Annotated in this window: 24 protein-coding genes; 13 read left to right on the plus strand and 11 right to left on the minus strand. The window is 48.6% G+C overall.

Annotated elements, in window-relative coordinates:
• The first annotated feature begins 1 nt into the window (after position 1).
• The 3 genes from hemB (at position 2) to hemL (ending at position 3,413) form a co-directional block, all read left to right on the plus strand.
• Positions 2-1,021: a porphobilinogen synthase gene (hemB, locus tag VLX91_06755; GenBank protein ID HUI29900.1), complete on the plus strand. Its 1,020-nt coding sequence runs from the start codon at positions 2-4 to the stop codon at positions 1,019-1,021.
• Positions 1,022-1,069: 48 nt separating this feature from the next.
• Complete coding sequence (locus VLX91_06760) at positions 1,070-2,053, plus strand: NAD-dependent epimerase/dehydratase family protein (protein HUI29901.1); 984 nt, start codon at positions 1,070-1,072, stop codon at positions 2,051-2,053.
• 61 nt (positions 2,054-2,114) lie between these two features.
• A complete protein-coding gene (gene hemL, locus VLX91_06765; GenBank protein HUI29902.1) occupies positions 2,115-3,413 on the plus strand; it encodes a glutamate-1-semialdehyde 2,1-aminomutase in 1,299 nt (432 codons plus the stop codon).
• A 20-nt stretch (positions 3,414-3,433) separates the two neighbouring features.
• Here the strand turns inward: hemL and VLX91_06770 are convergent, their stop codons facing one another.
• Positions 3,434-3,742, minus strand: coding sequence for a hypothetical protein (locus VLX91_06770; protein HUI29903.1), 309 nt, complete (start codon positions 3,740-3,742; stop codon positions 3,434-3,436).
• Between the two features lie 246 nt (positions 3,743-3,988).
• On the opposite strand from VLX91_06770, the gene VLX91_06775 reads away from it, so the two are divergent.
• On the plus strand, positions 3,989-5,596 hold the full coding sequence (locus tag VLX91_06775; GenBank protein HUI29904.1) for an ATP-binding protein: 1,608 nt from the start codon (positions 3,989-3,991) through the stop codon (positions 5,594-5,596).
• Positions 5,597-5,652: 56 nt separating this feature from the next.
• Positions 5,653-7,011 (plus strand): sigma-54 dependent transcriptional regulator, encoded by a 1,359-nt coding sequence (locus VLX91_06780; GenBank protein ID HUI29905.1) that lies wholly within the window; start codon positions 5,653-5,655, stop codon positions 7,009-7,011.
• A 25-nt stretch (positions 7,012-7,036) separates the two neighbouring features.
• On the opposite strand, the gene VLX91_06785 is transcribed toward VLX91_06780, so the two are convergent.
• The 10 genes from VLX91_06785 to VLX91_06830 form a co-directional block, all read right to left on the minus strand.
• Positions 7,037-7,498: a YhcH/YjgK/YiaL family protein gene (locus VLX91_06785; GenBank protein HUI29906.1), complete on the minus strand. Its 462-nt coding sequence runs from the start codon at positions 7,496-7,498 to the stop codon at positions 7,037-7,039.
• A 99-nt stretch (positions 7,499-7,597) separates the two neighbouring features.
• Positions 7,598-9,016 (minus strand): PP2C family protein-serine/threonine phosphatase, encoded by a 1,419-nt coding sequence (locus VLX91_06790; GenBank protein ID HUI29907.1) that lies wholly within the window; start codon positions 9,014-9,016, stop codon positions 7,598-7,600.
• Between the two features lie 235 nt (positions 9,017-9,251).
• Entirely contained in the window at positions 9,252-10,091 is an 840-nt protein-coding gene (locus VLX91_06795) for a glycine cleavage system protein H (GenBank protein ID HUI29908.1), read from the minus strand.
• 94 nt (positions 10,092-10,185) lie between these two features.
• On the minus strand, positions 10,186-11,418 hold the full coding sequence (gene nrfD, locus VLX91_06800) for an NrfD/PsrC family molybdoenzyme membrane anchor subunit (protein HUI29909.1): 1,233 nt from the start codon (positions 11,416-11,418) through the stop codon (positions 10,186-10,188).
• The gene (locus VLX91_06805; protein ID HUI29910.1) at positions 11,411-12,235 is read right to left on the minus strand and encodes a 4Fe-4S dicluster domain-containing protein; all 825 of its coding nucleotides are present in this window, start codon (positions 12,233-12,235) and stop codon (positions 11,411-11,413) included. Before VLX91_06805 ends, nrfD begins: the two co-directional genes overlap by 8 nt.
• Entirely contained in the window at positions 12,199-14,316 is a 2,118-nt protein-coding gene (locus VLX91_06810; protein HUI29911.1) for a molybdopterin dinucleotide binding domain-containing protein, read from the minus strand. Before VLX91_06810 ends, VLX91_06805 begins: the two co-directional genes overlap by 37 nt.
• Before the next feature lie 8 nt (positions 14,317-14,324).
• A complete protein-coding gene (gene qrcA, locus VLX91_06815) occupies positions 14,325-14,912 on the minus strand; it encodes a menaquinone reductase multiheme cytochrome c subunit QrcA (GenBank protein ID HUI29912.1) in 588 nt (195 codons plus the stop codon).
• A gap of 26 nt (positions 14,913-14,938) precedes the next feature.
• The gene (locus VLX91_06820; protein HUI29913.1) at positions 14,939-15,892 is read right to left on the minus strand and encodes a hypothetical protein; all 954 of its coding nucleotides are present in this window, start codon (positions 15,890-15,892) and stop codon (positions 14,939-14,941) included.
• A complete protein-coding gene (locus VLX91_06825) occupies positions 15,892-16,182 on the minus strand; it encodes a hypothetical protein (GenBank protein ID HUI29914.1) in 291 nt (96 codons plus the stop codon). Before VLX91_06825 ends, VLX91_06820 begins: the two co-directional genes overlap by 1 nt.
• Before the next feature lie 148 nt (positions 16,183-16,330).
• Positions 16,331-16,522, minus strand: coding sequence for a hypothetical protein (locus VLX91_06830; protein ID HUI29915.1), 192 nt, complete (start codon positions 16,520-16,522; stop codon positions 16,331-16,333).
• A 13-nt stretch (positions 16,523-16,535) separates the two neighbouring features.
• Here VLX91_06830 and VLX91_06835 point away from each other — a divergent pair, with 13 nt between their 5' ends.
• From VLX91_06835 to VLX91_06870, 8 genes are all read left to right on the plus strand, one after another.
• Positions 16,536-17,135: a hypothetical protein gene (locus tag VLX91_06835; GenBank protein HUI29916.1), complete on the plus strand. Its 600-nt coding sequence runs from the start codon at positions 16,536-16,538 to the stop codon at positions 17,133-17,135.
• Between the two features lie 82 nt (positions 17,136-17,217).
• Positions 17,218-18,330: an aminomethyltransferase family protein gene (locus tag VLX91_06840; GenBank protein ID HUI29917.1), complete on the plus strand. Its 1,113-nt coding sequence runs from the start codon at positions 17,218-17,220 to the stop codon at positions 18,328-18,330.
• A gap of 7 nt (positions 18,331-18,337) precedes the next feature.
• Positions 18,338-18,841 carry a GAF domain-containing protein gene (locus VLX91_06845; GenBank protein ID HUI29918.1) on the plus strand — a complete coding sequence of 168 codons (504 nt, stop codon included), beginning with the start codon at positions 18,338-18,340 and terminating at the stop codon, positions 18,839-18,841.
• Positions 18,838-19,587, plus strand: coding sequence for an SDR family oxidoreductase (locus VLX91_06850; protein HUI29919.1), 750 nt, complete (start codon positions 18,838-18,840; stop codon positions 19,585-19,587). Before VLX91_06845 ends, VLX91_06850 begins: the two co-directional genes overlap by 4 nt.
• Before the next feature lie 85 nt (positions 19,588-19,672).
• Positions 19,673-20,509 carry a TIGR00730 family Rossman fold protein gene (locus tag VLX91_06855; GenBank protein HUI29920.1) on the plus strand — a complete coding sequence of 279 codons (837 nt, stop codon included), beginning with the start codon at positions 19,673-19,675 and terminating at the stop codon, positions 20,507-20,509.
• Positions 20,510-20,582: 73 nt separating this feature from the next.
• Entirely contained in the window at positions 20,583-21,443 is an 861-nt protein-coding gene (locus VLX91_06860) for a transglutaminase-like domain-containing protein (protein ID HUI29921.1), read from the plus strand.
• Positions 21,440-22,006, plus strand: coding sequence for a cob(I)yrinic acid a,c-diamide adenosyltransferase (locus VLX91_06865; GenBank protein ID HUI29922.1), 567 nt, complete (start codon positions 21,440-21,442; stop codon positions 22,004-22,006). The genes VLX91_06860 and VLX91_06865 overlap by 4 nt, the downstream gene beginning before the upstream one ends.
• Positions 22,003-24,117 (plus strand): BatA domain-containing protein, encoded by a 2,115-nt coding sequence (locus tag VLX91_06870; GenBank protein HUI29923.1) that lies wholly within the window; start codon positions 22,003-22,005, stop codon positions 24,115-24,117. The genes VLX91_06865 and VLX91_06870 overlap by 4 nt, the downstream gene beginning before the upstream one ends.
• Positions 24,118-24,160 lie beyond the last annotated feature (43 nt).

Raw genomic sequence — 24,160 nt, forward strand, 5'->3', positions numbered from 1 at the left:
GATGATTACGATGGCCGAATATCAAAAGAAGACTGGATTCCCGACCGTAAGGATGCGCCGGTTGAGAATGACAGAAACAATGCGTGAAATGGTCCGCGAGACGGTGCTTCAACCTTCCGATTTTATTTATCCGATGTTCGTTATTCCCGGCAAAAAAGTCAGACACGAGATTTCTTCGATGCCGAACGTCTTCCAGCTTTCTGTCGACGAACTCGTACGCGAATGCGAGGGAGTTTTGAAATCGGGAGTGAAATCGGTGATACTCTTCGGAATTCCATCGCATAAGGATGAGTACGGCTCGGAAGCATACGACGAAAACGGAATTGTCCAGCAGGCAATTCGCGAATTGAAGAAAACACTGCCTGATCTGTTCATCATCACCGATGTCTGCTTGTGTGAGTACACATCGCATGGGCATTGCGGCATATTGAAGGAAATCGGACCGGGCCAGGTGGAGATATTGAATGACGAAACCCTCGAGCTTCTTGCGAAAGAATCGTTGACACATGTGCAGGCAGGCGCCGACATGGTCGCTCCTAGCGACATGATGGACGGAAGAGTCGAGGCGATAAGGAATTTGCTCGACGAAAACGGTTTTCCTTCCACGCCGATAATGAGCTACGCAGCGAAGTACGCTTCGGGTTTCTACGGGCCTTTCCGTGAGGCTGCAGAATCGACGCCGAAGTTTGGAGACCGCAAGAGTCACCAGATGGATCCGGCGAATACGAACGAGGCGGTTCGCGAGGTTGCGCTCGATATTAATGAAGGTGCCGACATTGTCATGGTGAAACCTGCACTGGCGTATCTTGATGTGATATATCGTGTCAAAAATGAATTCAAGATGCCAACCGCCGCTTACCAGGTCAGCGGTGAATACTCGATGATAAAAGCTGCGGCAAAAAACGGCTGGCTCGACGAGCAGAGAATCATGATAGAAACACTGACTGCCATCAAGCGGGCAGGCGCAGATTTGATACTGACCTACTACGCTGTTGATGCGGCGAAACTGTTGAAGAAATAGCCTCTTACGCCTTGCCCGGGTTTCAATCTTCCCAAGTTTTCTGACGATATGCAAAAAGTTTTCGTCACGGGTGCTAACGGGTTAATCGGCTCGAATCTTTGTCACAGGCTGACGGGGCTCGGATACGAAGTCGTTGCCTTGGTTCGTCGGGAATCGAACCTCCTTGGATTGAGAGATTTTTCCGGGAAAACCGTATATGGAAGCATTCTCGATCAAGAGAGTCTCTCGAAGTCGATGGACGGAGCGGAGTTTGTATTTCACGCGGCCGGTCTGGTTACATTTGACAACAGGCGGCGCGAAGAATTATTTCGCGTGAATGTTGAAGGGACTCGGAATGTGATGAATGCTGCCCTTAAAGTTGGCGTAAAGAAAGTGGTACATACGAGTTCGGTCGCCGCCATCGGTGTTCCTTCTGCCGGTGATATCGCAGACGAGACGGTGATTTACAACAGGGAAAAATACAATGTCGCATACAGCGACAGCAAGCATTTTGGAGAAGTCGAGGTTGAAAAGGCGATCCAACGCGGATTGAATGCCGTCATCGTGAATCCGGCGTCTATCGTAGGACAACGCGACGTTTATTCGCATTTCGGAATCCTCCTGCGAGTGTTGAAAGGAAAAAAGGTCGTCCCTTATGTGAGCGGCGGAATGTGTGTCGTTGGTATAGATGACGTTGTCGAGGGAGAGATCGCTGCTTTGAAATGCGGACGGATCGGAGAGAAGTACATTCTCGGAAGCGAAAATATTTCTTTCAAAGACCTCTTCGAGAAGATTGGAGAAGTTGTTGGCTCCGCCGAGCCGAACGTTCGACTTCCAATTTGGATGGCAAAAGCGGCCGCGTCGCTGCTCGAACTCTTATCGAGCGTGACGGGTAAACCGCCGGTTCTGACGAAAGCTCATGTTGTCAGTGCCACTCTCCCGCATTATTTCTCGTCTGAAAATGCAAAACGAGAACTCGGCTTCCAGCCGCATCCCATCATGGATGCGATTAAAAAGGCTTACGATTGGTACGTTGAAAATAATTTGATTTGATTCAAACTAGTCCCACTGAGATTTCAATTTTTTATGATGCTAATTCCAATGTGAGGTTTTGATGAAAAAATTGAATACCGCGAAAAGCGCAAAACTTTTTTCTGAGGCAAAAAAGTATTTGCCGGGCGGAGTGAACTCCCCCGTCAGAGCTTTCAAGTCCGTCGGGCGTGATCCGCTTTTCATCAGCAAAGCCAAGGGGCAATACGTTTATGATGTCGACGGAAATAAGTTCTTAGACTTTGTCGGCTCATGGGGGCCGATGATTTTAGGTCACGCCCATCCAAAGGTAGTCGCCGCGATCAAGAATGCCGCCGCAAACGGGACTAGTTTTGGGGCGCCGACGCTTTATGAAGTCGAGATGGCGAAACTCGTATGCAAGATGATGCCGTCCGTCGAAGTCGTAAGAATGGTAAACAGCGGTACCGAGGCCACGATGAGCGCTGTGAGGGTGGCGCGAGCTTTCACGAACCGCGACAAGATCATAAAGTTTGCCGGATGCTATCATGGGCACTTCGACAGCTTTCTAATCAAAGCCGGCTCGGGGGCAACAACATTCGGCATTCCTGACTCGCCGGGAGTTCCGAAAGAATTGGCTGCGGAGACTCTTGTCGCAGAGTTCAACGATATCACATCTGTCGTAAGGCTTTTCAACGACAACAGGAATGAGATCGCGGCTGTGATAGTGGAGCCGGTTGTTGGCAACATGGGTGTGGTGATCCCTGAAAACAACTTTTTGAATCAGCTCCTGGAGATAGCTCACACAAATGGCGCGCTTTTCATCCTCGATGAAGTGATGACAGGTTTTCGGCTTGCTCCAGGTGGTGCACAGGAGATTTACGGAGTCAAGCCGGACCTTACAACTTTCGGAAAAATTATCGGCGGTGGACTTCCGGTCGGAGCTTATGGTGGTCGGGAAGAAATTATGCGCATGATTTCGCCTGACGGGCCGGTCTATCAGGCAGGAACACTTTCCGGAAATCCTCTTGCGATGGCGGCGGGGATTGCCCAGCTGAAGATTTTGAACGCGCAAAAGAGTCTATACAGGAAACTAGAGAAGATGGGAAAGTTTCTTGAGGATGGAATAAACGACAATCTGAAAAAGCTCGGACTGAATTACAGGTTTAACCGGGCGGGCTCAATGTTTACTCTGTTTTTTTCAACGGAAGAAGTCCGCAATTTTTCATCTGCACTGAAGAGCGATACGAAAAAATTTGCAGGTTATTTTAACGAGATGCTGAAGCGCGGGGTTTATCTTCCACCTTCACAGTTTGAAGCGGCGTTCATTTCGGCCGCGCACACTGATAAGGATATAGAAAAGACAATTGCGGCGAACCACGAGGCACTGAAAGTAGTAGGATGAATTTTTTTCCTGAGATGGACTTACTTCGCAGGAATCTGATCTTGGTTCTGCTGAGCTCCGCTTGGAGTTGTCTGGGTTTTCTTCCGCCTGTACAGGATCCCAAACGGAACTATGATGAGATATCCGATACAAAGAAGAATCGGTACTAAGTTGAGCGGGATGAATCCGTAGACGGTATTATTGTTGGCAAGGATTACGTATGACAAGATGATCAAAAGTGCGCCGCCGACGATGATTTTGTAGTTGATGGGTTTCAGCGGCATCTCTGCAGGAGTTTTTGCCTTCCGCTGTTTATCGACTCGTTTTGTCCTCGTTATTGCTCTTGCCATCTTCAGTTCTTTCCTTTTTGTCGTATTAATATAAAATCAAAATGGGGTTTAATTCAACTGCCGCGCTCGGCCTGATTGTGAACCGAATGGGCCGTGACCTTCCGAGATGGATTGAAACTCTGAAAGTTCGTTTTTACTATAATGGAGTCGGTGCCTGAGCTTTTTACCTCCCGAGCGGTATGCAAATAATTTTGAATGCTTATTAGGATTTAAGCTAAATAGCGCCGATGAATTTTATGTGATGCAATGCTAAAGCACCTGTCCCAACAAATTATTATCTCGCTTACGATCATCGTTATGGTTGTCTCCGGTATCTCGGGATACGTGAGCCTCAGGAATCGCGAGAGAGAAATTCTACAGACGATGATCTCAGGTGTCGACCAGCTTTCAAAGGGAATTACGAGTGCTGTGTGGCACGCGATGCTCGCCGATGATCGGGCAGCCGCGTATGAAGTCATGAAAACCGTTGCTTCGAAGCAGGGGATCAGCCGAATCAGGATTTTCAACAAAGAAGGCACCGTGATGTTCTCGACAAAAGTCGAAGACGCAAGTCAAGTGGATAAAAATGCCGAGGCTTGTGTAATGTGCCACTCGCCCATGCGGCAGCCTCTCGTCAATATAGATGCTTCCTCGCGCTCACGCGTTTTCACTTTGCCGGACGGTAGCCGCCAGCTTGCGATGATCACGCCGATTTACAACGAGCCGTCTTGCAGCGACGCGGATTGCCACGCTCATCCTCGATCGACCAACGTTCTCGGCGTACTTGACGTCGCCCTCGATTTGAAACTGCTCGACCATGAACTTCAGTCGGCAAAAAACGAGGTGTATGTCGTAACGGGAATTCAAATTTTGCTGATCGGACTTTTCATCATTTTCTTCACGCGGCGATTTGTAGATAGACCAATTCGCAAGTTAATTGCCGGGACGAAAGCAGTGAGTCGGATGCAGCTCGACCACGTAGTCGAGATAAATTCGAGCCAGGAACTGGGAGAGCTCGCTCATGCGTTCAATTTGATGAGTGAGAGGCTCGACAAGGCGATGGCAGAATTGAATCAAGCCGCGCAGGATCTCGAGATAAAGGTGAAGGAGCGAACGAAGCAGCTTGAGGCGGCACACCAGAAACTTCTCCAGAGCGATCGCCTCGCTTCCCTGGGTCAACTTTCGGCCACCGTGGCACATGAAATCAATAATCCTCTTTTCGGGGTGCTGAACCTGGCTGCACTTTTGGAGAGAATCGTGAAGGAGGATGGAATTCCGTTAGAGCGAGTGCCTGAGTTCAAAAAGTATTTGGGGCAAATCATAAACGAGACGAGTCGCGTCGGGAGAATAGTTTCGGACTTGCTTGCCTTCTCGAGAAGATCAAAGCCGCAAACCGCCTATGTCGATCTGAACGCAGTGATAAGCACGACGCTCATGATTCTGAGTCACAGACTCAAGCTTGGAAACGTGGAGTTGAAGCTTCAATTGCAGGATGATCTGCCAAGGATCGAGTGCGACGGCTCCCAGATGCAGCAGGTCGTAATAAATCTTGTCATGAACGGAGCGGAGGCGTGTCAGAACAAGGGACAAGGAACAGTCGCAATCACCACTGCTCAGGAGAAGGACTTCATTGTCTTGGAGATTTCCGATGATGGCGACGGGATTCCATCCGAAATCATGTCGAAAATTTTCGACCCTTTTTTCACGACAAAGGGAGAAGGAAAAGGAGTCGGACTCGGATTGTCGGTCGTGTATGGGATCGTTGATGCGCATGGTGGAGATATTGCTGTTGACAGTAAAGTCGGAGAAGGAACGACGTTCAAGGTAACCCTGCCAATAAAGAAGACAGATGTCGCAGCAAAACAAAAAGTTTAGAAGGATACAGATGGAATGTGGACGGTGATGGCAAAAGAAGTCTCTTGGAGTCACAAATGAAGATGAAGTGGGAAATACTGGTCGTCGACGATGAAGAAATAATGAGGGAATCTCTCATGGCATGGCTTCGCGAAGACGGCTACGCGGTTGACTCTGCCGCCTCCGGGAAAATTGCCCTGGAGAAATCGAAGGAAAAAGACTACGCAATTTATTTCATAGATTTGAAAATGCCCGGCGGAATGGACGGCATCGAAACGATGATGGAGGTAAAAAAGATTCATCCGGATGCGCCGATAATCATCATTACTGCCTATGCGACGGTGGACACGGCGATCACCGCCATGAAAGAAGGCGCGCAGGAATACATCGTTAAGCCGTGTAATCCTAAAGAGATCTCGATTCTTGTCGAGCGGATCATAAAGGTGAAGAACCTGCAGCGCGAGAACATGATCCTGAGGAAGAAGCTGACGAAAGAGTACAATTTTCATGACATCATCAGCAAGAACCAAAAGATGCAGGACATCTTCCAGCTCATACGGGAAGTTGCGAGCCTGAAAAGCACTGTCCTTATCCAGGGAGAAAGCGGTACCGGCAAAGAACTAATCGCTCGCGCAATTCATTATTCTGGTGAGCGTGCGTCGAAACCATTCGTTTGCGTCTCGTGCGCGGCGCTTGCCGAGACTCTGCTCGAATCTGAATTGTTCGGACATGAGAAAGGTGCATTCACCGGTGCAGTTTCGCAGAAAAAGGGAAAATTTGAGCTGGCGGGCGGCGGCACGATCTTCCTCGATGAGATCGGAGACATTTCGCAGAAACTGCAGATGGATCTGCTGCGGGTGCTGCAGGAGAAAACCTTTTACCGTGTCGGCGGGACGGACGAGCTGAGCGTCGACGTGCGGGTGATCGCTGCCACGAACCGCAACCTCGACGAGTCGGTGAAGTCGGAAAAATTCCGCGACGATTTGTTCTATCGTCTGAACGTGATCAACATCCGCATACCTCCGCTTCGCGAGCGGCGGGAAGACATTCCGCTTCTCGTGAAGAGCTTTATCGAACGGCTGTCACACGAGCTTGGGAAAGAGATTGAGGACATTGCCGAGTCCGGTTTGAAGCTTCTCATGGATTACGATTGGGCGGGAAATGTCCGCGAATTGGAAAACGCCGTCGAGCGTGCCATGGTAACATGCAAGAACAAAGTCCTGACGGAAGAAGATTTCGGCTTCATTGAGCTCAACGGCTGGCGCAGGAAGAATTGGAGCATGCCGGACAACATGGCGCTTGACGATGTCGAAAAGCAGGTGATAGAGGCAACGATAAAGAGAACTGATGGAAACATAAAGGAAGCGGCATCGATCCTGGGAATTGACAGGTCGACGCTTTATGAGAAGATCAAGAAATATCAGATAGAGCGGTGACGACGATGTCCCGAGCGATTTCTTTCTAGTAAATTGAGGCCTTAATTACCGCTTTCTTAACGGATTCATCTTTGAGAACACGAAGACCGGGCTTGTGGGCATCCTCCGGGAAAAACAAACAAAAATAATTTTTGGGGACAAATAGCCTGCTGTGCTCCCACGAGTCGTCTTCATAAAATGTTATGTCCTTTTCCTCGTTGTATCCATCTTTGGACTTGAGAGAAGGAGCGGGTGAATAGCCCATGATCTCCTGCCCGTCCAGGACAATCTGGATATCGATATACTTCCTATGCGACTCCCATTTTTTCTCGGCATCCGCCTTAGTCAGGTATTCCTGGATGAGTATGAAAGCGGAGTCCCCTGCGATCGGGTATTTGCCGACGGCCAAAGAAAAAATATTTGTGGTGTTGAGGTAATCGCATATTTCTTTTGAGTGCGGAATGATCTGCTGATACTTATTCAAGTTTTCTAGAGAGTCGGAAATCATTTTCTATTTTCCTTGTTAAAACAATTTATGACAAAGCGAAGCGCCATTTTTTCCGCGATTAGCTGCGTGCGGCATTACCTATTTATGATTGTATAATCTCTATTTATCCGCGACCACAGCTGCTGGAGGTCCGGTGAGAACATCTGCGACAATCAAGGTCAGGTCATCATCAAGATATCGCGTTCCTGACCTGCCGGACCATTTGATAACCTGCTCCACGATTTGGCCGGCACAGCATTCCGGCGAATCATTGGAATGCGCTTTTATGACGGCCTCCATGCGGTCGTCTCCGTAGAATTCACCGTTTTTGCTTTTCGTTTCAATGATACCATCGGTATAAAGGACTAACCGATCTCCCTTCGCAAGAGTCAACTCTTCATTTTCGTACACAAAATTCTGAAACGGACCTAAGACCGTGCCCGCGCGAGTGAGCCTGATAATTTCATGGTTCGACCTTCTCTGCAAGAATGGAGGCGGATGCCCCGCGGTGGAATAACGTAGTATTTCATTCCTGAAATCAATGAATAACGAACAAGCTGTAACAAAGGAGGTTTCAATTTTTCCTTGAAGAATACGGTTTATCTCCGTCAATACATGCGCCGGGTCGGAAATGTATTGGACCTGCGATGCAAAACAAATCTTCAGCATCGAACCGATCAACGCAGCGCCGACACCATGGCCTGATACGTCGGCAATCAGTATACCAGCACCGGTTTCATCTTTTGTCTGGACGTCATAAAAATCTCCTGCGACCATGGACATCGGCACATATCTAGCTGCAATATCGATGCCTCTTGGGAAATCTATGCGTGCCGGAAGGTTTGACTCCTGGATCCTCCGGGCAATCTCAATTTCCTGCTCAATGGAGTGCAGCTTTCGTTCGTTGACAAGGAAATGATGTACTGCGACAAATCCCAATCCGACAAAGAGCACGGCGAAACCGGGCTGCTCCAGCCGAAATCCCCATGATAAAATGCCCATGCTGAGAAGCTGATCGATGAGCATAAAAAAGAGAGTGGTCAGAAATACGACTTGTAAAATCCGCAGCTCGGTATCACGCCGCCTCCGGGAAAGGAGAACATTCGCAATCCATACGGCCGCCCAGCCAACAGCAAGGGGCCGGTAGATCGCGACGTCCGTCAGCGGCCCGGGCAGAAAAAGGTCGTATGCAACGGCGGCGACGGCATAGACGATCGTTGAGCGGAATACCCAGGTCATCGAGTTGTAAATTCCGCGCCCGAATACGTTGACCAGAAAGGCCGATAACGGGATCACGAGTGCATAGGTGAGCAGCCCGTGGAAATACGGGAATGTGAAGGGAGAACCGACCAGCGATCTCATAGTGGATGTCTCGACCATCCTTCGCAACCCGTATAAAAATGTGAAGAGCCCGAAGTTCAGGAGGGTGAAGTCCCTGTTCTTCAGCCGGAAGATTGAAATCACGGACGCGAGCGCCCCGGCGGCGCAAACAAGGAGCCCGGTTGAGATATCGACAAATTCAGACTGCAGAGTATTCACTGTTTTGGCCCATGCTTGCGAGGAGATAAGTAAGTTGCATGTTTGCAGCCAGCAACTTTAGAAATGAATTTTTTCCCATCTGCAGCATGTCGTACGCAATATTGTTTCTTTATCCTTTGTCTGCAGTGCATATTTAACTCCCCAAATTATTTCCATCCTTCATGAAAAACAAACGGGATTTGCCTTCGGTTAAAACTCAGCAACACTCCGATCTGATCTTGACGGGGCGGCCTGCCTATGATTCGAGAAACATTTCCCCCAGCACCTTGTCCCAATCGGCTTCGAGATAATTTTTCGACAAGTCATTCTCCAATTCACCGCCGTCGGCGAAGATGATTCCGACTTTCTCTATTGTGAGCAACGTTTCAAGCCGTTCCACTTCGTGCATGATCCACGGACCGATCTCCGAACCTTTGAGGAGGTGTCGCAGGTCTATTCCGTTTTGCGGTTTCACTCCAATGTAGAAACCGTTTTCTCCATTTCCAGTCGATATTACTTTTCCTTCTACCGGCGACAGAACCCGAACCCTTGTGCCGCCCTTCTCGAAGAACCACCCGGTTCCGTTCACTTCGAGTTTGGTTCCGACTTTTGGGAACTCGATAATGTCCGGCGTGCCGATAATTTTGCTTGCGAAATCGTCAAGCCCGACTGTCAGTGTGCCATCATGCTCTTTTTTTACCCATGTGTGTCCGCGATGATACAGTCGGTCCGCCGGCATGTTCAGTCCCAAAATGGAGCTGTTCCTGATTTCTCTCTTGTGTCCGTTTGGAATGGCCTTTTCCAAAAGAAGCCCTGGGTGCAACTCGCAGACTCGGCAGTCAAATGCATTCGGGCAAATTCGTTTCTCCAGTTCTCCACTTATGACATGGCGGCAGACTTTCGCAGGCGCAGGTAGCTCGGAGAAGTCCTCGTACCATGATATAGACGCAAAGTCCCGGCTCCCTCCGATATTTTTTATCGCGCGTCTTGCGGCGATTATGAGCGTCGAGAATATGACGGTGACGACCGAATAAAATATTCCGAGAAAAATCAAGTTCCCGGTCTGCCATTTGAATCCGAAAACCCAAGGAAACATTTTTCAAACCTCCACAAAAAGGAAATTGACTGTCATTGCTGAGACTGCCCTTTGGCATCGCTCCTCGCAATGACGGTCCGATTCTGATAATTTTTTATTCGTAGCTCGTCTCCCTCTCTTGCGGAAATAGCTTCAGGTATCTGAACGAGAACGAGTAAGTTAAAACTCCGTATGCAATAACAAAAAGAAACGTCGCTATTTCCTGCCAGCTTGGTGTGTAGAGCATGAACTTGTCGAAAGGCAGCGTCGGCACGGCGAGAGTCTGTATCGTCATGACAAACCTGTTGAGAAGAATCCCGCAGCAGACCGAGCCTGCGTTCAGAACGAGCCAGCCGGGATTCAATTTCTTGTTCCCGAAAATAAAAACAAGTGCGGGTATCAAACCGAAAACAATTATCTCTGCAAACAAGACCCATATGCTGAACGGTTCATGAAGGTAATAGCTCATGGCTGATAGCCTGTGGGACGGAACGGTTCTGTCCATCCAATTCATGGTATCGATGCTTTTGAGTAGTACGTAGAAAATCAGAAGTGAGCCTGATATTTTTGCGAGAAGTCTGAAGACTTCGTCTTTCACGAGCCGCTTCCTGCTTAGTTTGGATACAAGCCACGTCGTCAGGATTATGAAGCTCGGCCCGGAAGCTGCCGCGGAGATTATGAAAAGGAAGAATGTCGACGGCCAAATCGCGATCCCTTCACGAAATGCAAATGGTCGCCCTTGAAGAACTCCGTATAATCCGCCGAGTGAACCCTGATGGAAGAATGAGAGAAATGTCCCGACCCCTGCAAATATTGGTATGACTTTGTGTAACTGAAATTCGAAAACCAGAAACGACGGAATTTCTCTCAGCTTTCTGTTTTTGAAGATCAGCGGAATATATTCGATCGCGAGAACGGTGAGGTAGCACGTTATGCAGAACGTTACCTCCGTCAACATCGAGTGGACATTGGGGTGCCAGAACGTAAACCATGCTCTCAGCGGCTGACCGACATCAACCATCAGGATGAGAATCGCGCCGCTGTAGCATATGAACCCGATCACCACCGCGCTGCTTATTACCGACTTGAGTTCGTGCTTCTTCAAAATGTAAAGAAGAAATCCGGTGAAGAATGCGCCTGCGCCGAGCGCGATGACCGACAGGTCGAGAAATATCCAGAGCCCGAAAGAAAAACGGTTGTCCATGTTTGTTTGATTCAAACCTTTGAGTAGCACAAGGAATATCGCATACATCCCGACGAGCAGCACGGCCGCCCAAGGTATAATCCATGCCAAGAATTTTTTGAATGGCGCTCGATCAAGACCCCGTGCGATGAGATGACTATCCATTGGCATTCTCCCTTTCCGCCGGTTCGTTTTCTGCGAACGTCGTCTTTGACTCGATAAGTCTCCTCACCCATTCTTGCTCCGAATGAAAGTAAACTTTCGGTTCTGTACCGAGGTTCTCTAGCAAACGGAAACTGTTTTTGTCTCTCGAAAACCTGGAGGCTTTGCTATCGGAATCGAGCAGATCGCCGAAAGCCATTGCCCGAGTCGGACAACACTCGACACATGCCGGAACATATTCGGCGGGGTCAATGTCTTTTTTCCCCTCAACCGCTGCTTTCGATCTGGCCGCTTGAAGGCGGTGGAAACAGAAATTGCATTTCTCGACGACGCCTCTCATGCGCGGCGAAACATCCGGGTTCAACGTTTTCTCCATCCCATTCGGCCAAGCCGGATCCCACCAGTTGAAATATCTTGCGTGATACGGACATGCCACCATGCAGTAGCGACAACCAAAGCATCTGACAGGAATCTGGCCGACTATTCCTGTGCTCTGATCCAGTTCGACCGCGTTCTGAGGGCAGACTGACACGCACGGGGTATGATGCTCGCATTGCTGGCACGAAATCGGGAAGAAGACCGACTTATTGTTGGGAAATGGAAGGCCATTGTCGACTTCGTAGACTCGCATCGGTGTGATTCCCGTCCTGTCGGTTGCAGTTGACGGAGCAGGTGGAACGTTGTTCTCGACCGCGCATGCCACCATGCACGCGCCGCAGCCGGTGCACCTGTCGACGTCGATGACCATTCCGTATTTTGCCTTGCGATAATTAATCACTTTATCTACGCCGGAAGAATTTCCGCTTTCGTAATTCGCCATGTTGAATCATTCTCTATTTTACAGATTTCTAAAATGTTCGTTTCATCTGATCCGACCGTCGCTTGGATTATGCCGGGCATGACCGCTTTGTCCAACTTTACTTTTATGTCCGTGATGCCGATTTCTGTCTTGAGTGTTGCTCTATTGCCATCGCTCAGACTAAACCTGCTTGCAGTTTCAGGATTGATTGAAGCGGTATTGCCTGATTCGCGCAGATCGGATTCTCTGTCGAGTTTTTCCATGAGTTGATGAGGCTGGGCAACGGTCGCCGCGTACGGCAGAAGAACGAGCCCCGGGCCATCTGAATTGCGGGTAGTCGCCGCCGATAACTTTTCAAATCCATGATCGTCTCCTCCAAGGAATTGGAAGCGTGTCGGGATCTCTTTTGACCTTGACATCACTTTGTCTTCGTACCAGCATCCGCCGTGTGACAAAATTTGCGTTAACTGCTCAGCGGAGGAGATGTCCGATAATCTCGCTGTCTTGCCGGATGTAGCATCGAAGACAAATCCTTTTCGTTCCCTGAAGATCTTTGTGACGCGGCTCTTCAGGAGCGTCTCAAGTTGTGGAAACTCATTATCGGTATCCCTCGCAATTCTTCTTATGACATCGAGTGGTTCCACGACTTCGTTCGGCGTCACGAGGATCGGTCTGGAAATGGAGTACGATGCCATGGAAACGGTTGGCGGCGTCGGGGAATCGCCGTAAGATTCAAGGTATGTGGGGGAGGGAATCAAATAGTCTGCATATCTTGCGATTCCGGTGAAATACGGTGAAAGACTGACGACCATCGGATCATTCGTGACGAGTTTTTGTTCAAGCATCTGCCAGGGAAAGGCACTGCCAGATTCCGCGCCGTCCAGAATCAAAACTCTGATTGAATGATCAGGCACATCGATTAGTGAAGTTTCTTCTGCAAGCTTTTCTTCAAGCGGGGCGGGTAATCCGGTTCGCGGAATCAAGCCTCCTTTTGTGTTGACGGCGCCGAGTAAAATGTTTAAATCCATGAAAGCAATCTGCTCGTCTCTACTGAAAGAAGAGCCGTCGAATACCACGAGTGAGGGTTTCCTTGAAGCCAGGTCACGCGCGATCTCGCGGATCCTTTCCGCGGGAATTCCCATCTGCCCTGAAACATTTGCCGATGAAAATTTCTTCACTAATTCGGTGAAAGAAACGCTGGAATTGTTGTCGAAGTCTTTTGAATGTGCCTTAAGTTTTTGTATGTCGCAGAGTCTTTCTTCTATCATTACATCTGCGATCGCAAGCACAAATGCGGCCTCGGTGCCGGGTTTAACCGGAACCCATTCGTCGGCAAGTTGAGCGGTCCTCGAATGAATCGATTCAACCTGAATTATCTTGACGTGATCTTTTCCGCTGCGATTTTTGACAACTCTTGAAAATTGTCCGAGCGTTCCCCATCCGTCAAGTACCGGAGCTCCGAAGCTCAGGATTGTTCGGGCGTTCTCTATATCAAATCCAAATGAAGTTTCTTTTTCACCAATGACGTTTTTAATAAGCTCTGTCGAAACGCCATGTGTCGTTGGAGGAATGACGTAGAGCCCATCGGCTAATCCCGCCAGAAATTTCCTATAAGCAAAAGATATTGTTCTTTTGGGTTGTCCATCAAGGATTGCGACGGATCCTTGTCTTGATGACGAGATCGCACCGATAATCGCGGAGATCGATTCCTCCGAGGAGACCGGGACACTATTCGTGCCGTTGCTGTTATGCAGAACTTTATACGGCTGGAGGAGCCGGGATGGGTGATATGGAAGCAGGTGTCCACCGAGTCCGATTGAACATAATCCGCCGCCGCTAATCGGGTGATCCGGAATTCCCGTCAGGCTGACCGGCTGGTTGTCGACGCATCTTGTGCGGACGCCGCACGCCATGGGGCATAAAGTGCAGGTCGTATTCCTGAAATTTATCTTCCCATTTCGTGGTACGGGGATCCACGACCAATTCTGTGACCACTTTGCGGTCTCGTCGAGAATTTTCCAGGGGATCGGAGTGATCATCAAGCCGACCGCAGAGCCTCCGACGAGTTTTATCCAGTTTCGACGTGTAATCCGCTTGCTCATTTTGAATCCTATTTATGACAATCGATGCAGCTTTCCTGCACGCCGCGTTCATGGTGACAGTTAGAACAATCGTCCATCCTCATTCCACGCGATGGAGTTGAGGGAAAGTTGAGCAGATCCTTGCCGAAGACATCGAGGCCATATCCGCTGATACGGCTGAAATATGCCGGCCGGAGTTTCCGCGTATACGCCTGTCCGAAGTGGCATGTTTGGCAATCCATTCCCGCGAGTTTCACATGAGTCGAGTGTGAGAAGAACACACTTTGCGGCTGCATGGAATAGATGATCCATGGAATCTCTCGTCCCGGCATCACGTATTCATTTACCAGCCGCGCTTCGTCTTTGGAAATTCCCATCGGCTTCGAATGACAGCTTCTGCATTTTTCTATGGTGGGAATTCCGTTGAACCGTCCATCCTTATCGAAAGTGTGGCAGCTGCCGCACTTCAATCCCACGTTGTCACCCGTGTGAGCGAAATGGCTGAATTGTATCGGTTGATTGACAGGTCTGTAGATAACGTATGGAAAAGTGATCCAGCCAAACAGAAGTATGACCGTTATCCCGGTGAGAAACATTAATTTACCATGGTCCTTCACAATCAATTCTCCTTCTTTATCCCTGTTCACCGCCGGGATGAGAAGAACTCGTTGTATAGAATTACTAATTCTTCTTTGTTCAAATTTCTGGATAGTTCGCTGCTGAATATTCCGCCGTCGGCGGCGAGCCGAGCCTCGTTTCCGGCTGCGTCAACAAGTTTTTCGCGCAGAAGCTCCGATAGTTTTGTCGCTTCATTTTTCATCCACGTCCGAGCATCACTGCCGCGAATCAATCCATGTCGTATATCGGTTTCTCCTTGCATCCTGGCCGCGACGCCCTCAAAGAGCCATCCGAACGTGTACGGATCGCTAATGATTTTATCGGGCTTCGTTCTCAGGAGCGAATTTGTTGCTTTGACATCGATGTGATTCGGAAAAACCATCGGGAGATCGGCTCCATTAACCGTTATTACTGCGCCTGCAAGATGTTTACCGGAAGTCGGAGCGAAAGCGAGTTTTTCTACTTTGCCGACGACCCTGGTGAAGAAAGGATCGACACCTATGTGGCATGTTCCTTCCTCGTCAATTTCAGCCCACATATGATTCGCGGAATAGAAATGCCAGCCGGTCGTTTGAATGCCTTCAACAGACCATGGACCGTCATCTTCTGAATTGAGATCTGGTGTGGCAGCTTGATGTAATTTCCGCAGGTCGAGATGGGAAATGTTCAAAAACGATTCGCAATAACGATGGCTGGACGTTCCGCAGCGTGAAAGATTCGGCTCACTGTACGGAATGTACTTCACGACCGATTCGCCCGAGCAGTATTGTGCCAGAGATTCCTGCAAGAATGGGCAGCGGGATTGACTGGGAGATTCCTCGTGAAGCTGTTTCATCCAGGGACAAGAAGTGTACCCGATCGATGAGCATCGCTCATCCGTTTCATTCTCTGATTTGATTGGATTCTGCGCGATCATTTTCTTGAACTCGCATGCGCCGCAGGACTTTACTTGGGCCTCGCGCAAGAAGGAACATCTCATTAGATTCGCGATTTGCGATTTTTGTTTTTTGCTTTGATCGTCTCGATGCCGTCTTCGGAAACGACAAGCATATCGTCGTCATCTTTTTTCTTACGGCCGTCTGACATGGTAACACCGAGTCCTGTAACGATGAACGCATGATCGCCTATTTTGCTTTGTTTTCTTGATTTAGCCCGTTGTCTGATCTCCCGGATTGTCGCGTAGCCGATTACCAGAACACAGGCCAGCGTTACCAAGCCGAGCACGATGTTTGTTACAGTCAGCCAGAATACCTGGTCATAATTTATCATGGTGAATCTCCTTTTGCCTTGAGTGTCAACCTCACCAGGATTCACAACCCTGATGAGCTTCCTTATTTTTTCACAAGCAATGTGCCGGGCCGTACGAATCTCATAAGTTGGATCTGTAAATCATTGTGATGTGAGAAGATAAAAATCTTCACGACCTCACGGCGAGAATCAGACTGGTTGTAACTGTGTTGGCTAAGCCTACATGTCGGTTGGCAAATCCGGCACACAAAGACGAGGCCGTCGCTTGAATTACTCGGAGTCCTGAATGATTTTGCCTGTACGCGAGAGAATTCGGAACAAACCAATCGGTCGCGTTTTTGTTCCTTGTCTGAATTTTCATAGAGGAGAGAAATATGGTCAAGAAGATTTTCCTGGCTTGTACCATGATATTCGCATATCAAAATAGCTTTTCTCAGGTGCCGGATGCTACGGTTATTGTGAATCAGAGTACACTCAATGGATTTCTGAATGCCGTTGGCCCAATCAGCGGGAAAGACCAGTACAATGTCCTTGGTGCAAAAGGTGATTACACATGGACGCTAGCGAACGCACGTATCGAGCTCATGCCCGACAAGGCACACTTCGTTGCCGATGCGACTGTGAAGACCGGTCCGTTTTCGTACGGTTCGGTCGCAAATGGCGACGTCGAGGTGAAATACAATCAGGAAACGAATAGGATTTCCGTCAGGGTATTGAATGCCGAATTTGAAGTCTACACGAAAATTTTCGGCAAGAAAATTCATATCACCAATATTGATGCGGCGAAATATTACAAGCCGGAATTTGAATTTGCGGGACCGCAGCCGGTTCAGCCGAGCGTGGCTGTCAATCTTCCGGATGGGACATCAAAAACCATTTATATTATGCCCGTTTCGCAGAACATGAAAATTGTCCGGGAACAAATCGTCGTTGCATCGCAGTTGAAATTTTCGGACCAGCCGATACAGCATTAATACTGGTTACGGCTTATCTGTCCTTCCATTGATTCGGGATTTCCAGAGTAATATATTCGTTTAGTTGGTAGAGGAGTTATAGATGTCCGAGAGTAGATGGGCAGAGCTGCATAGAAAGCTCGGCGCCACGTTGGTTCATGTTGACGGCACTGATGTGCCCGAAAAATACACGTCTGTCGAAGAAGAGTATTCAGCAGCCAGGCGGCACGGAGCATTCTTCGATATTTCCCATTTTGGTAAGTTAAGGCTCACTGGCAGGGATTCTCTTGATCTGCTCAATAGAATCTCAACAAACGATTTAAGCGGAATGCGTCCCGGGATGGGTAAGCAGACTTTCCTTGCTACCGAAAAGGGTCGGGTAGTCGATTTGTGCACGGTATATACGCAACAGGAGAGCCTTCTATTGCGAACAAGCCCCACGAATTCCGGAAATGTAAAGAGATGGATTGAAAAGTTTATCGTCTCTGAAGATGTGAAGGTGGAGGATGTCACCGGAAATTTTCCGATGATTTTCGTTACCGGCCCATCCGCTCCGGATTTCCTGAAACTGATCACCCGTTCGAGCCACAAAACACTTTTAGACCTGAGCAAGATGCCGTTATATAACTTCATCGGGACTTTCTTGGGTTCACATGAGGTTTTCTTGTCGAGAACGAGATTGGCACTTGAGGCAGGTTACGTAATTCTCGTCAATGGAGATGATATGGAATTCGTATGGAACTTGCTTCTCGACAACTCCAGGACTCACGGCGTTGTGCCGGCCGGGTTGGGAACATTCGAGATTCTCCGCATTGAAGCAGGAACTCCGCTATATCCGAGCGAACTTAATGAGAATGTGAATCCCCTGGAAGTGAATAACCTTGAAGCTGTGAGTTTCACAAAGGGCTGCTATGTCGGGCAGGAAGTTGTCGCGAGACTTCAAACTTATGACAAGGTGAGAAGGCGGCTTGTGGGTCTCATAACAACATCAAAAGTTCATGCCGGGTCAAAAGTGATTGATGCAAAGAGTTCTTCTTCCGGCGTGGAATCTGAGGTAGGATTCGTAACAAGTTCCATTAGATCTCCGGGGCTCGGTAAAGAGATTTCGCTGGCGTATGTCTCTATGCAGCAGGTCGTTCCCGGCTCAAAGTATTTCGTAAAAGTCGGAGGAAAAAACATAGAGGCCGAGTTATCGACTCTACCCTTTATGGTTTAAGATATCTATGGAAGAGATAAGAGTTTCGTCGGTTGATGACCGGGCGGCTATTTACAGGGAACTCATCCCTCAGTTGAAATCCGTCATCGAGGGCGAAGCTGATCATGTCGCAAACCTGGCGAACATTTCCGCGGCATTGAAACAGGTTTTGCCGGGTGTATCATGGGTCGGTTTCTATTTGCTGAAGAATAGTGAGCTTGTCGTGGGCCCGTTCCAGGGGAAAGTCGCATGCACTAGAATAAAAATCGGAAGGGGGGTATGCGGCAAGGCAGCAGAGCAACGGAAGAGTGTAATAGTCCCGAATGTTTATGAGTTCCCCGGTCATATTTTTTGTGACCAGGAATCAAAGAGCGAAATTGTCGTACCGATTTTGAACGGGGAGAAACTGTTCGGCGTTCTTGACCTGGACAGCTCGGAGTACAATTCGTTTGATGAAGCCGATGCTGAGGGCTTAGAACGTGTTTGCGAAATGGTATCTGAAATGTTTGTCAAAAAAAACATTCTTGAATGAGTTCTAAGTCGAAAATGCCGGGGGGAAGAAAAGTCGCTCTGATAACGGGCAGCGGACGGAGATTGGGTAGAAAATCGGCGCTGGCCCTTGCAGAAGACGGATGGGATATTATCATCAATTATTCCAAGTCGGCCAAGGAAGCCGCTGCAACGGTCAAAGACATTGCGAAGCTTGACATCGAAGCCATCTTGATCAAGGCTGATATCAGAAACTCGAAACAAGTCGATAGGATGTTTCGGCAGGCATTGGATCATTTTGGAAGGCTTGATCTTTTGGTGAATAACGCCGCAATATTTCCGCCGCGGAGGACAATTACTGATATGTCGGATGAACTGTGGAACGATGTCATTTCAACGAATCTTACCGGCCAATTCTACTGTGCCCGCGCGGCGGCGAAGATCATGGCACAGCGCGGCGGTAAAATAATCAACTTCGCTTCCCTTGGAGGCATGCAAGCATGGCAGGAGCATATTGCCTACAATGTCTCGAAAGCCGGGGTCATCATGCTGACTAAAGCATTATCGAAGGTGCTTGCTCCGAAGATAACAGTTAATGCGATTGCGCCGGGAACCATCATAATACCCGGTGAGGAATCAAAGAATATCAGACACATAGATGAAAGCAAGATTCCTCTCAAGCGGTATGGCAGAGCGGAAGACATCACCATGGCACTCCTCTATCTCGCCCACGCGGATTATGTGACCGGACAAATCCTTGTCGTCGATGGCGGACGTGCCGTACTGTGAAAACGCTTTACAGGGTAAATCGGATAGAATGAACATGAATAGGAACTAGATGCCAAGGAGAAAATCTACTACCTCTGGGATTAAAGTGTCTGAAAAGGCGTACAAGGATACTAAGTTTCTCAATAGCCCGGACGCTCGCATCGTCCGCATCATTGCCGAATATCTGGAACCCCTTGCACGATTTCGCCATCTCAGGATCAAGGATACAATCGTATTCTTCGGCTCGGCACGCAACATATCGATGAAGGAGGCAAAGAGGAGATTAATAGAAGCGCAGTCAAATCTCCAAAGGGCATTGAAGCGCAAGTCGGATTCCCGCCGACTCGTGAGACTCCGTGATGAATTGAAAAAGGCGCAAGCTGAAAGAGAAATGGCTAGGTATTATGAAGACGCGATGAAGCTGAGCGGAATGCTGACGAGGTGGTCGATCAAGTTGAGCAACGGTAATGGACAGCGATTCATAGTTTGCTCGGGCGGTGGACCCGGTATCATGCAGGCGGCGAACAAGGGAGCCATCCGTGCGGGCGGCCTTTCGATAGGGCTGAATATCAGTCTGCCGCATGAGCAGTTCCCCAATCCGTACATTTCTCCCGAACTCAATTTTGAATTTCATTATTTCTTCATGAGGAAATTCTGGTTTGTTTATATGTCAAAGGCGCTCGTCATTTTTCCCGGAGGTTTCGGGACGCTCGACGAGCTGATGGAAGTTCTGACTTTGCTTCAAACGGGAAAAATCAAGAAGAAGATGACCGTCCTGATATACGGTTCGGAATACTGGAAGAAGATATTAAACTTTAATGCGCTTGTAGAGGCTGGAGCGATAAACCGGTCCGACCTAAAATTGTTTTCATTTGCAGACGATCCTGAAACCGCCTTCAAGGTATTGACGTCAGGGCTCAAGAAAAATTATGATTTGGGATGATGAGGTGCCGCCGCAACCCAAAAGCATCGCTTTACGGCAGAGGCAGAACTCTCTCCCTCAAAAGGGATCTTGAATGACAGAGGAACTTGAGTCCAAAGTCCGAGCACTGATGAAACTGCTGGATGACGACGATCCGCAAGTCTCTGCCGCGGTTGAAAGAGAGATCATCAACAGCGGGGAAAAAATTGTACGTCTTCTTGAAAAGGAGAAAACGAATCTCGAGCCGAACATAAAGAAGAAAATCGAAAGTTTTATCTCGAGGATATACTTAGACAAGCTTCAAAGAGACTACGATTCTCTTTTGGATTTTGTGTCGCATCGAGATTTTTCTCTTGAACGTGCTTTGTTTTTAATTGCGAAGCCCCTGTACCCGGAAGTGGATTTTAATGCCATCGAAAGCCAGCTCAATGAGCTTGCAAACGAACTGAGAAAGAGAATCGCTGCAGTGGAAGATCCTTACGAAATCGTCCATCTTGTCAATGAATTCTTTCTGAATGAAATGGGATTCGCCGGCAATGCAAAAGACTATTACAATCCGGACAACAGCATCCTCCATCGCGTTCTTGAAACCCGCCGCGGGATTCCAATTTCACTCGGCGTCATTTACTTGCTTGTCGGCAGAAGGCTAAATCTGCCCGTCTTTGGCGTGGGTGCGCCTGCACATTTTTTGGTGAAATTTGTCCTTGAGGGAAAAGAAATTTTTGTGGACGTTTTCAATGGCGGCAGGGTGATGTCGAGAAAGGATGCCGAAGAATTCATAAGTGATATGGGCTTTTCTTTCGAACCGCGCTTCTTGAAAGATTCATCCGATATTGAAATGTTGGCACGGACTTGTCGTAACATGGCGCGCGCATTTGCTGCTGCGGATGAGCAGCCCAGGGCAAATGTGCTTATGGAACTCTCGATCGAGCTTGAAAGGTTAGTCGCACTTTGAAAATCTACACTAAAAAAGGTGACAAGGGCGAGACCAGCCTTTTCGGCGGCAAGCGTGTTTCCAAAGACGATCTTCGAATAGAAGCGTACGGAACCGTAGACGAATTAAATTCGGTCATCGGAACGGCGCGCTCGTTCAATGACAACAAGATATTAGATTCGATTCTCGGAGGAATCCAAAATCAGCTTTTCGTCCTCGGTGCCGATCTCGCGACGCCGTCAGATGTAAAAACCCCCGCCGCTAAGCGAATCACGGCAAGAGATTATACCTCACTAGAAGGAATCATCGACGATTTCGAATCAAAATTGAGACCTTTAAAATCGTTCATCCTTCCCGGGGGAACGAAGGGAGCATCGTTTCTCCATGGCGCGCGAACGGTCTGCCGCCGCGCCGAGAGACTGGTCGTCGCGTTGAGAAAGAAGGAAGAAGTTTCAGACAAGGCTGTTGTTTTCCTCAATCGTCTGTCCGACCTGTTGTTTGTGCTAGCGAGGTATGCTAACGAAATCTCGGGTGTAGAAGACATTCCCTGGAAACCACGCATCGATTCGGATCAAAAGGAATGACCTTCCTCAATCCATTCGTTCTCTTCGGCCTCATAGCCTCGGGAATCCCGATCCTCATACATCTTCTGCAGCTGAAGAAACTTCGAACGGTAGGATTTTCCTCGATAAAATTCCTGAAAGAAATCCAGCACGCTTCTGTTCGCCGTGTAAAATTGAGAGATTATCTCCTTTTGCTTCTTCGTTCACTTGCGATAGCGTCTCTCGTTGTTGCGTTTGCCAGACCCGCACTTAAAGGAATCGGCAGGGGTGATTCCAAAGGAGCGGCCGTGGTGATCCTGGACGATTCTCCATCGACGTCGGCAAGAAACGAATACGGCGAGATATTTTCTCAGTTGAAAAGCACGGCTTTGAATCTGATAAACAGGTTTAATGTCGGGGACAACGTGGATTTGGTTTTTATGTCCCATCTCACCCGATCACATCGCGACGACCGGATTTTTTCGTCGATCAACCCGCGGTCTCTTTTGCCGCTGATATCCAGAGCTGATCCATCGAACGTGAGAGTAGCATATGAGCCTGCAATCGAAGCGGCCGTCAACAGTCTGAGATCCTCAAACTATGCGGACAAAGAAATTTATCTGCTTGGCGATCTCCAGCGGACTGAGTTCGAAACGCAAAAGGAAAACAAAAACATCAATATTTTTTTATCTGGCAGAGGGAACACGATGCTTTTTTTCCTTCAGACGAATGAAGCCTTGGATGACAATTTATCGATCTCGAATGTAAAGCTCTCGGACCCGGTCGTGGAGGTGAACGCGTCGTCGGAAGTTGAAGCGACCGTGGCTAACAATGGGGGTGCGGAGAAAAAAGGAATCGTTGTCAGTTTATATTTGGACGGTCGCAAAGCGGCTCAAGGAATCGTGGACCTGCCCGCCGGAAGTTCGCGGAGCGTTCGGCTCGCGTTCAGCGTGCAGGACGGAGGATTCCATAAAGGAATAATTGAACTTGGAGACAATTCCATCCAGAGGGACAACAAATATTATTTTTCTTTTTATGCCATCAAAGAGTTGAACATCGTAATCGTGACTTCGAAACGAGAGAATGATTTTGTTCTCAGCGCCGTCAATTCTGTCATGGATACTTCGACGAGTATTTTTACAAGAATTGTAACTCCAGATCAATTGGCTTATACCGATTTGTCGGGTACCGATGTCATCGTGATGGAAGGATATTCGGCAAACCGGAATTTTGAAGGAAAGTTGATTCAATTTGTACGGGGAGGAGGCGGGATCTTGCTCTTTTCGCCTCGGTCGTCTCAAATCAATTTCTTCGACGAATTGCTCGGCGCGATAAATGTTGGCAGGGCGCTGAGTTTTTTCTCGAGCAGCGGCGGAAATTTTTTGAACATTGAGAGAATTGATGCCGGGGATGATTTTTTTTCCGGCTTGTTTTCCTCCAAGGAAAGTGCGGATCAAATCAAAAGTCGGATGGTAACAAGGATTTCCAACATGGCGCGCATTGATCCAAACCCATTCTCGCATGTCCTCATGAGCACTGCTTCCGGACCTTTTCTGATCGGCAGAGAAGTGGGGAGAGGCTTTGTTTTTGTTGTGGCTTCGCCCGCAGACAGTTCATCATCGAATTTCCCGATGTCGCCGTTTTTCCCGGTGGTGGTACAGCGCGCCATGTTTTATTCTGCCGCAGTCAAATACAAGCCGATTCAGATTTATGCCGGAGAGGAAGCTGACTACGCGTATTCATTAGGGGGAATCAGTAGCGCAACGTTGATTGCCCCTGACGAGGGCAAATCTGAAGTGGTCCCGAATTACGTCGGCGGCACTGCGAAGTTCCTGCTTAACGGTTTCGACGCCCCGGGGATCTATTCCTTGGCGAGCGGGTCAACTCTCTGCGAAGTCTCGGTAAATGTCGACCCGCGTGAGTCTGATCTTTCGAAAGCTTCCCGAGCCGAGGTGTCTGACTTCGCGAAACGCCTCGGTTTCGATGAGAGAAATGTATTTTTACTAAATGCAGATAAGAATTCTGCAGCTAATATTGACAGACTGTACCGGGGTCGAGACCTGTCCTCTTTCTTTGCAGGCACGGCTTTGATGTTTTTACTGCTGGAGATCTTTGTTTCGAGAATGAGAACCGTTCCGTCGGCGGGACGTTAGCGGAGCCGAGCGTCGCTACACATCATTGGATCGGCTTGATGGA

The sequence above is a fragment of the Candidatus Acidiferrales bacterium genome (genome assembly GCA_035515795.1).
Taxonomy (GTDB): Bacteria; Bacteroidota; Ignavibacteria; order Kryptoniales; family JAKASW01; genus JAKASW01.

Excerpts from the sequence above, each read along its gene's own strand:
- VLX91_06860 (HUI29921.1), top strand. The coding sequence starts at position 20,583 with ATGACAGAGGAACTTGAGTCCAAAGTCCGAGCACTGATGAAACTGCTG.
- VLX91_06780 (HUI29905.1), top strand. The coding sequence starts at position 5,653 with ATGAAGATGAAGTGGGAAATACTGGTCGTCGACGATGAAGAAATAATG.
- VLX91_06835 (HUI29916.1), top strand. The coding sequence starts at position 16,536 with ATGGTCAAGAAGATTTTCCTGGCTTGTACCATGATATTCGCATATCAA.
- VLX91_06795 (HUI29908.1), bottom strand. The coding sequence starts at position 10,091 with ATGTTTCCTTGGGTTTTCGGATTCAAATGGCAGACCGGGAACTTGATT.
- VLX91_06840 (HUI29917.1), top strand. The coding sequence starts at position 17,218 with ATGTCCGAGAGTAGATGGGCAGAGCTGCATAGAAAGCTCGGCGCCACG.
- VLX91_06825 (HUI29914.1), bottom strand. The coding sequence starts at position 16,182 with ATGATAAATTATGACCAGGTATTCTGGCTGACTGTAACAAACATCGTG.
- VLX91_06805 (HUI29910.1), bottom strand. The coding sequence starts at position 12,235 with ATGGCGAATTACGAAAGCGGAAATTCTTCCGGCGTAGATAAAGTGATT.
- VLX91_06850 (HUI29919.1), top strand. The coding sequence starts at position 18,838 with ATGAGTTCTAAGTCGAAAATGCCGGGGGGAAGAAAAGTCGCTCTGATA.
- VLX91_06830 (HUI29915.1), bottom strand. The coding sequence starts at position 16,522 with ATGAAAATTCAGACAAGGAACAAAAACGCGACCGATTGGTTTGTTCCG.
- hemL (HUI29902.1), top strand. The coding sequence starts at position 2,115 with ATGAAAAAATTGAATACCGCGAAAAGCGCAAAACTTTTTTCTGAGGCA.
- VLX91_06820 (HUI29913.1), bottom strand. The coding sequence starts at position 15,892 with ATGAGATGTTCCTTCTTGCGCGAGGCCCAAGTAAAGTCCTGCGGCGCA.
- hemB (HUI29900.1), top strand. The coding sequence starts at position 2 with ATGATTACGATGGCCGAATATCAAAAGAAGACTGGATTCCCGACCGTA.
- VLX91_06760 (HUI29901.1), top strand. The coding sequence starts at position 1,070 with ATGCAAAAAGTTTTCGTCACGGGTGCTAACGGGTTAATCGGCTCGAAT.
- VLX91_06775 (HUI29904.1), top strand. The coding sequence starts at position 3,989 with ATGCTAAAGCACCTGTCCCAACAAATTATTATCTCGCTTACGATCATC.
- VLX91_06845 (HUI29918.1), top strand. The coding sequence starts at position 18,338 with ATGGAAGAGATAAGAGTTTCGTCGGTTGATGACCGGGCGGCTATTTAC.
- VLX91_06770 (HUI29903.1), bottom strand. The coding sequence starts at position 3,742 with ATGGCAAGAGCAATAACGAGGACAAAACGAGTCGATAAACAGCGGAAG.
- VLX91_06870 (HUI29923.1), top strand. The coding sequence starts at position 22,003 with ATGACCTTCCTCAATCCATTCGTTCTCTTCGGCCTCATAGCCTCGGGA.
- nrfD (HUI29909.1), bottom strand. The coding sequence starts at position 11,418 with ATGGATAGTCATCTCATCGCACGGGGTCTTGATCGAGCGCCATTCAAA.
- VLX91_06810 (HUI29911.1), bottom strand. The coding sequence starts at position 14,316 with ATGAGCAAGCGGATTACACGTCGAAACTGGATAAAACTCGTCGGAGGC.
- VLX91_06785 (HUI29906.1), bottom strand. The coding sequence starts at position 7,498 with ATGATTTCCGACTCTCTAGAAAACTTGAATAAGTATCAGCAGATCATT.